Below are 13,879 nucleotides of genomic sequence, written 5' to 3' on the forward strand. Positions count from 1 at the left end.
ACATAAACTTCGGTAAACCTATAATGAATCTAAATAAGGAGGTGAAAATTATGGGAAAAGACCGTCAAGAGAAAAAGCTAAAGAAATCAAAGCGAGTTGAATCAGATCGCGACCAAGGCTTGCATTATCCAGGTGCAACTAGTTTACAAAGCCCTGAAGAAGGGAGAGATACCAATGGACAAAGATAAGAGGCTGATGATTCTTTCTCAAAGACGAATCGTGACGTTTCTAAACAATTTAAGTTGTAGCAACCAGTCCGTTCCATTGCGCTGCAGACACTCGCTGTCCGCGGAAAGAAGTCTGAGCTTCCTCGCCGCACTGCGGGGTCTCAGTTTTCCCTCTAGTTTCCGCATGATTTACTTGTCCTACGCCGCTCCATTCCATTAGTTTTTTAAATTGGTTTTCCAATTAACAAAAAAGCCAAACTATAAAAGAGGTTACCCCTCAATAATTTGGATATAATATTGGCTTAAATACTTATGTCCTAGCCTCGTATTTTCATTTTAAAACAGGATTCGAAACGGAATAAACAGATTTCTGTTGTCCTGTAAGTAAAAAGAGTAGCGCTCCAATTAAGAGAAGTCCACCTGATAGATAAAATCCTAACTCCATGCTTCCTGAGCGATCAGCAAAATAACCAGTGATATATGGTGCAAAAATAGATGAAAGCATCCCGCTAAAATTAAAGAATCCATACACTTTAGAATACATTGTAGATGGCGTAATAGATGCAATGTATGAAATGAGGATTGGATCTAACGCTAATTTCCCAATCAGCCCATACACTATGAGTCCAACTAACAGCCAAACATAGCTATTTGTGTAGGGGATTAAAAATTGACATAGTGCCCCAGCAATTGACAAACTAACAATCAATGCTTTTTTATTTTGAATTCGATCGGACATATAGCCAAAGAAAATGGCTCCAGGAATAGATGCCCAAGGTACTAATGAAGCAATAATACCTGTTTCCGAAGCTTCAAGACCCCTAGAGCTTTGTAGGTAATACGGTAGCCATGTTAGCATTCCAAAAAAACCGTAAAGTGAGCAAAAGATTAAAATGTACACTAGAATATGGTTTTTCGTAAATAGTTTCCGCAGTGGTTCTTTTTCTTTTGCTTGTACCTTACTCTCCTTTGCTCTCCCATCTTCCACAAACAGTGCAATTAAAATAGCTACAATTATAGTTGGTACAGCAAAAAGATAAAAAGTGAACTGCCATCCTTTATCAAGCGTATATGTAATATACGATGAGCCGATAAAACCTAGTGAAATACCAAATGCCATACCGCTGTTAATCAATGCCGACACAAGCCCTCGATATCTTTCTGAAGTGATGCTTGAAGAGATACCGTACTGTGATCCATAATAAGTACCTTCTCCAAGGCCAGTTAGTGCACGCATTAGTAAAAACATGCCGAACGTCGTAGCCAAGCCAGTTAAAAAGGTTGCTACCCCAAATAAGATATATCCAATAACAAGCACCTTCACTCTTCCAAAACGATCTGCTAAAAAGCCCGTGGGAATCTGCATAGCTGCATAGGAGGCAAAAAACACCGTAGCCATTAACCCGAGCTCTGTTTTTGTCAGCCCCCACTGCTCTCCAATATCTCCCATCACCGGAGATAAAATATTGCGATCTGCATACATAAAAACCCAGCCTAAAAAGAATAGAAAAATGGTCAGTGCAGGATGTCCTTTTTTCATAACCACACCTACTTTTCTGTATTTTCAGACTATTATATATAATAAACGTTTGTTATTTCATCCAAGTTGTCAGGTTTTCTGCCTGCTTTTTTTACTATGATAGTAAAAATCCGATTCAAAACAACAAAACAAGCACACGGTATCGTGTGCTTGTTTTGTTGTTTTGGCTATCTATTATTAAATTTTTCAATCGACACTGGTCGCTGACATAGCCAATCATAAGTTTTTCCCGTAATAACAAGCGGAACTTGCTGAAGCTCTGAAATAGAACCAGTACCTAATGCAACCATGATGAACCTTAATTCTTCATGGAGTTCTAAAACTTCTTCGATAACAGCTTCTATACCTGAATCCATTAAAACAGACAGTAGACGCCCAGCTAATCCAGTTGCTGAAGCACCTAAAGCGAGCGATTTGGCTACATCCATTGCTGTTTGAATACCTCCAGAGCCGATAATTGAAATACCGCCTACACTCTGTGATACTTCTGCTAAAGATGCTGCGGTTGAAATTCCCCAATCGTTAAAAAAATGAAAATGATTCTCACGCCTCTCATTTTCGATTTTCGAAAAATTCGTACCGCCGTAACCCCCAACATCAATAATACTCACGCCGACTTCTTTTAGTTTAGTCGCTGCCGCAGCGCTCATCCCAAAACCTACTTCTTTTGCTATAACAGGTACATCTAAGGCATTCACAATTTGTTCAATGCGCTTTAAAGCTCCCGTAAAGTCCCGATCTCCTTCTGGCATAACTAGCTCTTGAATTACGTTCAAGTGGATTTGCATCCCATTGGCTTCAAGCATATCAACAGCCCGCTTTGCCTGATCCACTGTCGCTTCGCTTCCAAGGTTAGCAAGGATGATTCCAGTTGGGTTTTCTTGCCTTACTACTCGATATGTTTTTTCTTCTTCTTCGTTTTTAATCGCAGCCATCTGTGAACCTACAGCCATCGCTAAATTACAAGCGCTAGAAACTCGTGCTAGAGAACGGTTAATTTCTTCCGTCTCTAACCCGCCGCCTCCAGTCATTGCATTGATAAAAATTGGCGAACTCAGTGAAAGTTCGCCAATCTTTGTATTTAACTGGACATCTTTTACACTTTTATCTGGCAAGCTGTTATGCACAAACTGAATGTCGTCGAGTCCGTGTAAGCGATGTTGTCCGGTTTGAATCGCATGATGAATGTGATCGATTTTTCGTTTCGCTCTACTCACCAAACATCACCATTATTTTAGTTTTTTTAATTGATCTCCAATCATGTCGCCTAACTGAAAACCTTTTGATTCTTCTTGAATATTGTAGTCACCATAATCCACCGGCCCTTCTTCCTCAAGGTCACGAATGCTTAATGAAATTCGACGTTCGCTTTCGCTCACATCTAATACCTTTACTGTAACCTTTTCTCCTTCAGTTAATACTTCATGAGGAGTACCAATATGTTTGTGAGAAATGTGAGAAATGTGCACAAGCCCTTCTACACCAGGTAATACCTCGACAAAAGCTCCAAACGATACTAATCGGCGAACAGTTCCATCGACTACATCACCTTGTTTAAGCTTTGAAGAAATATTGTCCCATGGTCCCTCAAGCGTATCTTTAATTGATAAAGAAATACGTCCGTTTCCTTTATCAACTGATAGTACTTTTACCTTTACGCTATCTCCTTCTTTTACTACATCAGAAGGCTTTTCTACTCGCTCGTGTGAAAGTTGAGAGATGTGAACAAGACCATCAACGCCTCCAACATCAACAAAAGCTCCAAAGTCTGTTAAGCGCTGCACTGTTCCTTCCAGTACTTGACCTTCCGCTAAAGAACTAAGAGCTGTTTGTTTCTTTTGCGCGTTTTCTTCTTCAACAACAGCACGGTGTGATAGGATAATACGATTTTTTTCACGATCGAGTTCTACGACTTTAACCGTTAACGTTTGGTCTTGATAGCTAGCAAAGTCATCAACAAAATGCGCTTCAACTAAAGATGCAGGGATAAATCCTCGCACACCAATGTCTGCTACTAATCCACCTTTAACAACTTCCTTTACAACAGCTTCAAACACTTCGCCTGTGCTTAGTTTTTCTTCTAAATCATCCCAAGCTTTTTCTGCATCGACTGCTTTCTTAGACAAGACTAATAGCTCTTCTTCAACTTTAATTACCTTTGCTTGAATCTCTGTACCTTCTTTAATTACATCACTTGCTTTTTCAATATGTAAACTTGATAATTCACTGATTGGAATAACACCATCTAGCTTGCTGTTGGCAACTTCAACTAGAACTTGCTTATCTTCAACTTTCGTTACAGTTCCAGTTACAGTTTCGCCAACTTCTAATGCTTTTACTTCTACTTGATTCATATCTTCTACCATCGTCTTTTCCTCCTTCAATATCTAGCAGCAATATATTTTCAGATAAAAAGCAGCGAAGCTCTTATCACTATATATCCTTGTATCTATTTTTGTATAGAAAAAACTCTCTTTGTTACTAACTTCTAATAAATAGAATCTTTTGTCAAGCGAAAAGCTTATTAACTATTGGTATTTTTCAATCAATTTAGCAATTTCACTCATAATTGCTTCCGTCACTTCATCAGCAGATGCACGGCGTTCTCTAAACTCTGACATATCTAATGGCTTTCCATACACTACTTTCACTTTAGAAAATGCTTTATATGGACCAATAATTGCACACGGTACAACATCAGCTGTAGAACGCAGTGCAAAAAAACCTACTCCCGCTAACCCTTTTTTTAGTTTACCGTCTTTACTTCTTGTTCCTTCAGGGAAAAGGCCAAGCACTTTTCCTTCTTTTAGAATTCCTAATCCTTTTCGCAGAGCTTCACGATCTCCCATGCCGCGCTTTACTGGAAATGTTTCTAATTTAGGTAAAATGGTTTTTAAGACGGGTGCATCAAACAACTCTGCTTTGGCCATGAACGAAATCGGACGAGGGCATGTAATCCCTACGGTAGGGGGATCAAGGTTATCAATATGATTTGAGCACAGCAATACCCCACCTTCTGATGGGATATTCTCTGTACCAATTACTTCATAACGATAAACAGGTTTTAATATACCGCGTACTACTGAACGTGCAAATGTATAAAAGCTCACAGCATTCCAACCCTTTCATGTATAATAGAAAGTATTTTTTCAACGACACCTTCAATTGACAATGCTGTTGTATCAATTTCAATTGCATCATCTGCTTTTTTCAAAGGCGCGACTTCACGCTCTGAATCAATTTTATCTCGACGAGCAATGTCAATTTTATGCTGTTCTAGATTAGATGGGAAACCTTTTCTCACGTTCTCTTCATGACGACGCTGAGCCCGCTCTTCCACTGATGCAAGTAAAAAGATTTTCACTTCTGCATGGGGAAGGACGTGCGTACCAATGTCACGCCCATCCATTACAACGCCTCCATTTTGAGCTAACTTCTGCTGTCGAACGACCATTTCTTCACGCACTGATCGGTGTTTAGCAACGATTGATACTGAATTTGTCACCTCTGCTGAACGGATCTCGTTGGTTACTTCTTTACCATTCACACTAACAATCTGTCCATTTTCAGAAGGTTTAAGTTCAATCTCTGTTTCATTTAATAAACGAAGTAACGCTTCTTCGCTTTCTAATTTAACCCCTTGCTGCTGGGCTTGATACGTAAGGGCACGATACATCGCACCTGTGTCTACATAAATATATGATAAATTTTCTGCTATAATCTTTGCTACTGTACTTTTCCCAGCTGCAGCAGGTCCATCAATAGCAATTGAAATTCGCTTTTCCATAAATCCTCCTTGACGTGCTAACAAGAACATATTTTTCATTAATTTCTTTTTACACGAAAAAAAAGAGCAGGTTGCCCCCTGCTTTTTTAATCATTGTTTCTATTTTATCATATCGCTGCTTTACTGGTCGAACGTTTCAATAATTTTGTTGAAATTATTTTTTGCTACTCCTTCATACTGTATAACCTTTGAAAAATAGGTTGTATGTTCGCTGTAAAATAAAAGAGCCTGAGCAGCAAACAAAAAGAAGAACTGAACAATAACAAATTTCACTAATAAGCTTTCAATCCGCTTCATGTTAATCTCTCATTCCATTATTGTATTTACATACTAGTTTGGAACGAACAGGTTTAATTTATACTTACTTTATAACAATCCCTTTCTTCTTAACTCGAGCTGACGCTTTAACGTATAGCGCATTAGTAGCTGTTTTGCTTTTATATTTGGACTCAAAAACTCTACGGATAGCTGCCCTTGCTGTTCGTTAATTGGCTGTTCAACACGAACAAGCTTACCTTGCAGTTCAAGAGTTACCTCTTCCTCTTCATGCTTTAGTAATAAGCCTACCTTAACTTCTTCATTCACTTTAAAATCACTTCTTTCAGACAGGTTAATACAAACCCCTCCGGCACTTAAGTCTCTCGTAAAGCTCTGCAAGGAGTTTTTCGCTTCACCATATTTCTCCATAACTACCGTTAGCGTTACGGGAACTCGAAAGAAATTTCTTCTCTGTACAGCTTCTAAAGAATCGTCTCCCGGATAGTCTAATTCAATAACAGGTATATCTTTAATTGCTCGATCTTTTACTTCTGTTGAGAATCCATAAACGGCTTTATCTTCCCCTACGAACATGGCGTTTAATTTTGTTCCCTTCATTAGGAAAGCTGTTTTTTTGGTCTTTTCGTTAAATGGATAATCAATTATCAGTTTGTGTTCTGTACAATCAACCACTTTACATCGATAAGTGATTTGATCTTCTTCACTTTCTAAGTTAAGCGGCATTCCAACTTTAATCATATAAAAGCCCCCAATTTCATTAGTATTCCTACTACTAAAAATAGTAAAATATACTTAATTTGTAAACATATTTTTTAGCCCTATATACTCATTTAACCTCCAATAAATAACATGATTCCTTATATAAAATAAAAAGAGTTTGGGACATAACAAAATGATTGCTTCTAAGAGACGAACAATAGCTGTTCCAATCTTTTTGGTTTGTCTGAACACGTTCGTTCCATTGCGCTACGGTCACTCGCTTTCCGCGGGGAGGAACCTGAGCTTCCTCGCTGCGCTGCGGGATCTCCGTTTTCCCTCTCTTTCCCGCAGGAGTCGAGTGTCCTACGCTCCATTCCACCCTGTTTCCAACATTGTTTTCACAATCAACAAAAAACCTGAACGATTAAAAGTGAGAAACTCTCAATCGTTCAGGTTTATCATTAGCTGAATTACTTATGTCCCAGCCTCTTTCGATTAAACTTCGTCATAGATTGGTTCAGCGTTTTGTAATTTATCTACTTTTTCTTCAAATCCTGTTTTTGCATTTACAAAGATTCGATACGTATCGTCATTAATTGTACCAAGAAATTCGTAACACAATACTTCTTCCTGTAAGTCGTTTTCAATAATGGCTAAGCGATCTTCCATCACTTTAAGGTTTGGATTTAATTTTGATTTAGCTTCTTCTTTTGTAATCGTTGGTTCAGGAATGTCCCGTGTACGATGTCGTAATAAAAACTCTTTTGCTGAGAAGCCAGCTACCGTTCCATCATCCAACGCCATTTTCATCTTTACAGCATCGGGATAAATACGCACTCCACTTTCAGTTTCTTCAACAAATGTAAAGACACCAAGATTATCGTACTGAGCGCTTTCAGACATTACAAGGCTTTCAAAGCGATGATCTTTTAAAAATTTATTGGCTTTTTCCATTGCTTCGTTTAGGCTAATATTTTGTTTTTTGACGTCTCTGTTTTCTAATACCCAAATCGGATATCCACCTTTTTTCGTAATATCCATATAAATCTCTTTCTTTGTTGAAGGGTCTTTAATTGTTAAGCTGTAAAAAGGATAATTAGCCCCCTTACCACTTTCCGCAATGTGCATTTCTTCTTTTCCTTTTAAATCTAAAAACGATCGTGCTACTTCTTTGGCAACTCTTTCATCTACTTCACGACCTTTAAGCTGGCCAAATGCTTTTTTCTCGTCTTCGTTTGATGTATTTGTAATACCTAAGTCTGATTCAGCATAGGAATCCATGCTCTTTTCGACAGTTTTCAAGCCATCAATAATGGTATTGTCACCCTGCTTTTCTTTTGTTGCTAAAGCTAGCTCTACATCCATCCATCTTAAATTATTGTCAATAACCAAATGCTGAACTGTACGCATTTCGTTCTGAATTTCAGATGACTTCTCATACAGAGCGTTCAATGTCTTATACTCTTTATCTGTAAGCGGTGATTTACTGAGATCTCTAACAGCTACCTCGTATGCAAAATCGCCAATATCGGATAAGAACTCTTCCGTTTTATTAAAAGGTAACAGCGCTAATGGCAATTGTCCTACATTGCTATGCGCTTCTGAAGTTAAACGCCATACTTCCGCAAGCGCTGGCGATAATTGATCTCGAGAACTCATCGCTAATGTCCCGCCGATTTTATCATTTAATAAATCAAGCTCGTACGATAAATCATGAAACGCTCGTTGATACGTATTTTCGGCTTGTAATAAAACAGCATCTTTTTCTTGATGCTCTGTATACCCCCAATATCCGACTCCTACCACACCAACTGCTAAAATTGTAATTAAAATTGTTCGAATCATTATTATCACCTCTCTTAATTACAGAAAATGTGTTTACCGATTTGTTTAATTTGCGGTCGTGACCAAATCCATGCGCTAGTTGCTGTATCTGGATTAAAGTAATACATTGCATTACCAGTTGGATCCCAGCCGTTAATTGCGTCCAATACAGCTTTTTTTGCCGTTTCATCTGGTTCTAGCCAAATTTGTCCGTCTGCTACAGCAGTAAAGGCTCTCGGTTCAAAGATAACGCCTGCTACTGTGTTTGGAAATGTTGGACTGTTAACTCGGTTTAAAATAACAGCTGCTACCGCTACCTGTCCGTTATACGGCTCGCCTCGCGCTTCTCCATATACAGCATTAGCCATTAGCTGTATATCATTTTGTGAAAATCCATTTGGAACATTTAAAGCTGTTGGCTTTTGCGCTTTTTCTTGCTGTTGTTCACTGCCTCCATTAGTAGCAGCTTTGTTAGTTTGATTTTGTTGAGGAGTAGCTTGATTATTGTTTCTACCTTCTGATTGCTGCTGTCCTCGTGACTGTTGACCTGTCGGCTGTTGTTCACTGCCTCCATTAGTAGCAGTTTTGTTAGTTTGATTTTGTTGAGGAGTAGCTTGATTATTATTTCTACCTTCTGATTGCTGCTGTCCTCGTGACTGTTGTCCTGTCGGCTGTTGTTGCTGACTTTTGGATTGTGATTTTGCATTTTTTTGTACATTGTTCTGACTAGACTTTGCTGAAGAACCTTTTTGTTTATCAATTGGAACTCCACCGTAATGGGTAAATTTATTTCCTTTTTTCAACTCAGTCTTTACATGATACTCATAGTATTTCGTTACGTCTGCTAACTTTTGTTTGGTTTGCGCTCCGGCTAATCCATCAACCTTTTTTATACCAAACTCATACTGGAAATTTCGAAGTGCCCAGTACGTACTCCATCCAAAAACACCGTCAATTTTCCCATTATAAAAGCCGATGTACTGTAAGCGAGACTGCAATTCAATAACGTCTTCCCCTACTGCACCCTGTTGAATGACTTGATTGGTAAATGCTGATGAAGATTGGGGATTAATCATTGTTATTGCTAATAAAGAACATACGCAAGCTGAACAAATATACTTTGTAATTCGTCCCATTAAAAACATTCCATAACCTCCTACATCGTATGTAAGTGATAAGATGATAAGAGTATTTTTTGTAAAGGATGTTTTTTTATACAGGCTAGGAGAAATTTGCTCAAATAAAAAAAAAAAAAAGTAGCTTTCTTATGAAGAAGCTACGTCTTTTTATTAGGCAATAAACACTTTTTTCGCTTGCTTTACTTTGCGTAATCCCAACCACCATAAATAAATCATAAATGGAATAATAATAAAAATCCAATTATCCATGGTGATAATAATATAATCATAAATACCATGTAATAAAAATGGTGTACCGATTGAATAGAGCGTCCATTTTATTTTTTCATTTCCTTTTGAAAATTTTGCTTTTCCTAAGTAATAACCCATAATAACTCCAAATAAGGCATGGCTAGAAACCGGTAGAATCGCTCGACCAATTGCTGATTCTAAACCGTTAGCAAACAAGTAAAAAATATTCTCAACAGTAGCAAATCCTAACGAAACAGAAACACCGTATACAATGCCATCATAATGCTCATCAAACTCAATGTGTTGATATACTGTAAAAAATAAAATAAACCATTTAAAAAATTCTTCCAAGAAACTAGTGGAAACGAACGCTTCTACAAAAGGGGAATGAAGTAAATTTTCTTCTTGAAGCACATATTGGATAAACATAATCGGCAACACAAGCATCGCGCCAAAAATGAAAGTTTTTAAGACCATTGAAATGGGTTCAGTTTCATACTCATCTTTTAAATAAAAAAAGCTCAGTAAAGCTAGTCCAGGCGCAATACCTGCAGATAAAATCGCCAACATAAAGCAGCGCCTCTTTTCATCTGTTTTTTTCCATCGTATCATGTTATTGTTAGAAAGAAAATCATTTATCTACTACCTAATTGAAAGTAGCAAAGACTTTTAACAATTTGATAACGAAAGGATGTCATTATGAAAACTCTTTATATCATTCACACTGGTGGAACTATTTCAATGAAAGAAGATGCTCAAACTGGATCAGTAAAACCTGATGATCATAATCCTTTGCAACACTCAACACCTTTCATCGCTAGCTTAGCAAATGTAATTGTTGAAGAAGCGTTTCATTTACCTTCGCCCCATATTACACCAAAAGAAATGCTTACGTTAGCAAAAAAAATTCAGCAAAAGATTGAGACCGATCAAATTGATGGCGTCGTGATTACACATGGTACTGACACGCTTGAAGAAACTGCTTACTTCCTGGACTTAACAACTAAAACAGATATTCCAATTGTATTAACAGGTGCCATGCGCTCTAGCAATGAAATTGGATCAGACGGGCCTTATAATTTTATTTCTGCAGTTCGCGTTGCTTCAAGTGATGCAGCTAAAGGAAAAGGCGTTCTCGTTGTCATGAACGATGAAATTCACACAGCTAAGAATGTGACTAAAACACATACAAGCAATGTAGCTACCTTTCAAAGCCCTCAATACGGACCAATTGGTATTGTGACAAAGCAAGAAATATCTTTTCATCATATGCCAACAGAGCACGAATTTTACCCTGTAGATAACATTGACAAGCAGGTCGTTTTACTGAAGGCTTATGCGGGTATGGATGAACAACTTTTTCAATCACTGGCATCTTTCCATATTGATGGCTTGATTATTGAAGCTCTTGGTCAAGGAAACTTACCTCCACGCACCTTACAGGGTTTACAGCAACTATTGGATAAAAACATTCCAATTGTATTGGTATCTCGTTGCTTTAATGGGATTGCACAAGATGTATATGGATACGAAGGTGGAGGAAAACATTTAAAAGAATTAGGCATGATCTTCTCAAATGGACTAAACGGCCAAAAAGCCCGAATTAAACTGTTAGTTGCTCTTCAAAGCTCTTCAAACCAAGAAGAAATCCAAGAGATCTTTCATAATTAATAAAAAGACAACCATAAAGGCACAATACCTTTATGTTTGTCTACTTGCTAAATATTCAGCAATTTGCCTTCCATGAAAACGCCCATTTTCAATAAAAATTTCATTTGCATTATTTCCTGCTGCAATTACTCCCGCAATAAAAATACCTTGCACATTCGTTTCCATTGTATCAGGGTCAAACAGCGGACGACCTGATTCAAAATCAATCTCAATGCCCATTTTCTCTAAGAATGAATGATCTGGATGGTAACCGGTCATCGCAAAGACAAAATCGTTTGGAATTGTAATTTCTTCTTTTCCATTTGAATACGTTACCGTATGCTCATCAATACGAGTTACAACTGCATCAAAAATCATTTCGATGGTGCCGTTTCGAACCAAGGCTTCAAACTCTGGTAAAATCCAAGGTTTTACGCTCTTTGAATACTCTGATCCTCGGTAAATTACCGTCACGCGAGCGTCCGCCTTTACTAGTTCCAATGCTGCATCCACACTAGAGTTTTTTCCGCCAATGACAACCACATCTTGATTAAAGTATGGATGCCCCTCTTTAAAATAATGATGGACTTTCGGTAGATTTTCACCAGGAACGCTCATATAGTTTGGTGAATCATAATAGCCAGTTGCAACAATAACATGCTCTGCTTCGTATTCACCCTTTGAGGTGGTGACAACAAACTGTCCTTGGTTGTTCTTGTGTACATGTGTTACAAGTTCAAATGAGTGAATTCGTAGATTTTTGCGTTTGACTACTTCACGATAATACGCAAGAGCTTGATTTCGCACAGGTTTTCTGTTTTCTGTAATAAACGGAACATTTCCAATCTCTAACTTCTCACTCGAACTAAAAAACGTTTGATGGGTAGGGTAATTATAAATAGCATTTACAATATTCCCCTTCTCAATTATAAGAGCATTGATGCCGACCGCCTGCAATTCCAAAGCTGCAGAAAGTCCACAGGGTCCCCCTCCGATAATAATTGCTGTTTCTTTTTTCAAACTGCTCACTCCTTTACTTCCAACGAACTTTAGCGTTATACCAAGCTCTTTTCCAACTCCATTCTTTCCTACTAACTAAATTAATTATCTTTACGCACAAAAAAATCTCCTATCTTATGATAGGAGATTTTCTATAAATACGCAAATCTTTCTACTTATTAAATCCAGCCTCTAAAACGTGATGCTTCCGCCATTTTGCGCACGCCTACCATATAAGCAGCCAAGCGCATATCTACCTTACGCGTTGTCGACGTTTCGTAAATAGTATTGAATGATTTAACCATTACTTTTTCTAGCTTTTCTTCTACTTCTTCTTCTGTCCAATAATACCCTTGGTTGTTTTGAACCCATTCAAAGTAAGAAACCGTAACGCCTCCAGCACTAGCTAATACATCAGGCACAAGCAAGATGCCACGCTCAGACAGAATACGGGTTGCTTCTAACGTAGTTGGGCCATTTGCTGCTTCCACAACAATACTTGCTCGAATCTTATCAGCATTTTCTTCTGTAATTTGGTTTTCAATTGCTGCTGGAACAAGAATATCACAATCCAGCTCTAATAATTCTTTGTTACTAATTGTTGTATTAAATAACTTTGTTACCGTACCAAAACTATCTCGTCGATCTAATAGATAGTCAATATCTAAACCGTTCTCGTCATGCAAAGCACCATATGCATCTGAAATACCGATAATTTTAGCACCTGCATCATGCATAAATTTCGCTAAAAAGCTTCCAGCATTTCCAAACCCTTGCACCACGACTCTTGCACCTTTTAAATCAATTCCACGTTTTTTAGCCGCTTCTCTTATACAGATTGTAACCCCTTTAGCTGTTGCTGTTTCACGTCCGTGAGAACCTCCTAATACAAGCGGTTTACCTGTGATAAAACCTGGTGAATTAAATTCATCAATTCGACTATATTCATCCATCATCCAGGCCATAATTTGCGAATTCGTAAATACGTCTGGTGCTGGGATATCTTTTGTTGGACCTACAACTTGACTAATTGCTCTTACATATCCACGACTTAACTTTTCTAATTCTCCAAATGACATATTACGAGGGTCACACACAATTCCGCCTTTCCCCCCGCCATAAGGTAAATCTACAATTCCACATTTCAAGCTCATCCAAATAGAAAGAGCTTTTACTTCTTTTTCGGTTACGTTTGGATGAAAGCGAATTCCACCTTTTGTGGGGCCAACAGCATCGTTATGCTGAGCGCGATAACCTGTAAAGATTTTAACCGAACCATCATCCATTTTGACAGGAATTTTCACTGTCATCATGCGAAGCGGTTCTTTTAACAATTCATATACTTCCTCAGGATAGCCCAATTTCTCCAACGCCTTATGTATGACCGTTTGAGTGGATTTTAACACATCATTTTTCTGTTCTTGTCGATTGCTTTTGCTCTCTTGCATTTTGTCGGCTACCATCTGTAAACCTCCTAAAGTGGATCAAAAAATTAGTAATTCATTAATTTGGTGCATCTTTCATGACATAGTATACACCCTTACTTTTGCTATGCAAAGGGAAA

14 protein-coding genes are annotated in these 13,879 nt (G+C 38.0%); 2 read left to right on the forward strand and 12 right to left on the reverse strand.

All coding sequences use genetic code 11. The annotated features are described in order from the left end of the window. Positions 1–50 precede the first annotated feature (50 nt). Positions 51–188 (forward strand): YpzI family protein, encoded by a 138-nt coding sequence (locus MKZ18_RS16050; protein ID WP_064484030.1) that lies wholly within the window; start codon positions 51–53, stop codon positions 186–188. A gap of 310 nt (positions 189–498) precedes the next feature. Here the strand turns inward: MKZ18_RS16050 and MKZ18_RS16055 are convergent, their stop codons facing one another. The 10 genes from MKZ18_RS16055 to prsW all read right to left on the reverse strand — a co-directional run bounded on the left by MKZ18_RS16055 (position 499) and on the right by prsW (position 10,236). Continuing rightward, a complete protein-coding gene (locus MKZ18_RS16055) occupies positions 499–1,707 on the reverse strand; it encodes an MFS transporter (protein WP_061785451.1) in 1,209 nt (402 codons plus the stop codon). A gap of 167 nt (positions 1,708–1,874) precedes the next feature. After that, positions 1,875–2,924 (reverse strand): type 2 isopentenyl-diphosphate Delta-isomerase, encoded by a 1,050-nt coding sequence (fni, locus tag MKZ18_RS16060; protein ID WP_025908372.1) that lies wholly within the window; start codon positions 2,922–2,924, stop codon positions 1,875–1,877. A 12-nt stretch (positions 2,925–2,936) separates the two neighbouring features. Next, on the reverse strand, positions 2,937–4,073 hold the full coding sequence (gene rpsA / locus MKZ18_RS16065) for a 30S ribosomal protein S1 (RefSeq protein WP_061785450.1): 1,137 nt from the start codon (positions 4,071–4,073) through the stop codon (positions 2,937–2,939). 162 nt (positions 4,074–4,235) lie between these two features. Further along, positions 4,236–4,817: a lysophospholipid acyltransferase family protein gene (locus MKZ18_RS16070; RefSeq protein WP_210609783.1), complete on the reverse strand. Its 582-nt coding sequence runs from the start codon at positions 4,815–4,817 to the stop codon at positions 4,236–4,238. Then, entirely contained in the window at positions 4,814–5,494 is a 681-nt protein-coding gene (gene cmk / locus MKZ18_RS16075; protein WP_025908369.1) for a (d)CMP kinase, read from the reverse strand. Before cmk ends, MKZ18_RS16070 begins: the two co-directional genes overlap by 4 nt. 120 nt (positions 5,495–5,614) lie before the next feature. Beyond that, on the reverse strand, positions 5,615–5,791 hold the full coding sequence (locus MKZ18_RS16080) for a YpfB family protein (RefSeq protein WP_160169862.1): 177 nt from the start codon (positions 5,789–5,791) through the stop codon (positions 5,615–5,617). Positions 5,792–5,860: 69 nt separating this feature from the next. Continuing rightward, the gene (locus MKZ18_RS16085) at positions 5,861–6,511 is read right to left on the reverse strand and encodes a flagellar brake protein (RefSeq protein WP_025908368.1); all 651 of its coding nucleotides are present in this window, start codon (positions 6,509–6,511) and stop codon (positions 5,861–5,863) included. Positions 6,512–6,967: 456 nt separating this feature from the next. After that, positions 6,968–8,317 (reverse strand): germination protein YpeB, encoded by a 1,350-nt coding sequence (ypeB, locus tag MKZ18_RS16090; RefSeq protein WP_061784711.1) that lies wholly within the window; start codon positions 8,315–8,317, stop codon positions 6,968–6,970. Between the two features lie 14 nt (positions 8,318–8,331). Further along, on the reverse strand, positions 8,332–9,441 hold the full coding sequence (sleB, locus tag MKZ18_RS16095; RefSeq protein WP_144593745.1) for a spore cortex-lytic enzyme: 1,110 nt from the start codon (positions 9,439–9,441) through the stop codon (positions 8,332–8,334). A 144-nt stretch (positions 9,442–9,585) separates the two neighbouring features. Beyond that, complete coding sequence (gene prsW / locus MKZ18_RS16100; protein ID WP_025908365.1) at positions 9,586–10,236, reverse strand: glutamic-type intramembrane protease PrsW; 651 nt, start codon at positions 10,234–10,236, stop codon at positions 9,586–9,588. Between the two features lie 129 nt (positions 10,237–10,365). Here prsW and MKZ18_RS16105 point away from each other — a divergent pair, with 129 nt between their 5' ends. After that, positions 10,366–11,337 (forward strand): asparaginase, encoded by a 972-nt coding sequence (locus MKZ18_RS16105; protein ID WP_061784713.1) that lies wholly within the window; start codon positions 10,366–10,368, stop codon positions 11,335–11,337. A gap of 30 nt (positions 11,338–11,367) precedes the next feature. Here MKZ18_RS16105 and MKZ18_RS16110 read toward each other — a convergent pair whose 3' ends face one another. Together MKZ18_RS16110 and MKZ18_RS16115 are read right to left on the reverse strand one after the other, a co-directional pair. Then, on the reverse strand, positions 11,368–12,336 hold the full coding sequence (locus MKZ18_RS16110; RefSeq protein ID WP_061784714.1) for a YpdA family putative bacillithiol disulfide reductase: 969 nt from the start codon (positions 12,334–12,336) through the stop codon (positions 11,368–11,370). A 158-nt stretch (positions 12,337–12,494) separates the two neighbouring features. Further along, complete coding sequence (locus tag MKZ18_RS16115; protein WP_174521170.1) at positions 12,495–13,763, reverse strand: Glu/Leu/Phe/Val family dehydrogenase; 1,269 nt, start codon at positions 13,761–13,763, stop codon at positions 12,495–12,497. Between the last annotated feature and the right edge of the window lie 116 nt (positions 13,764–13,879).

Source organism: Priestia sp. FSL W8-0001, assembly GCF_038050335.1.
Lineage (GTDB): Bacteria > Bacillota > Bacilli > Bacillales > Bacillaceae_H > Priestia > Priestia flexa.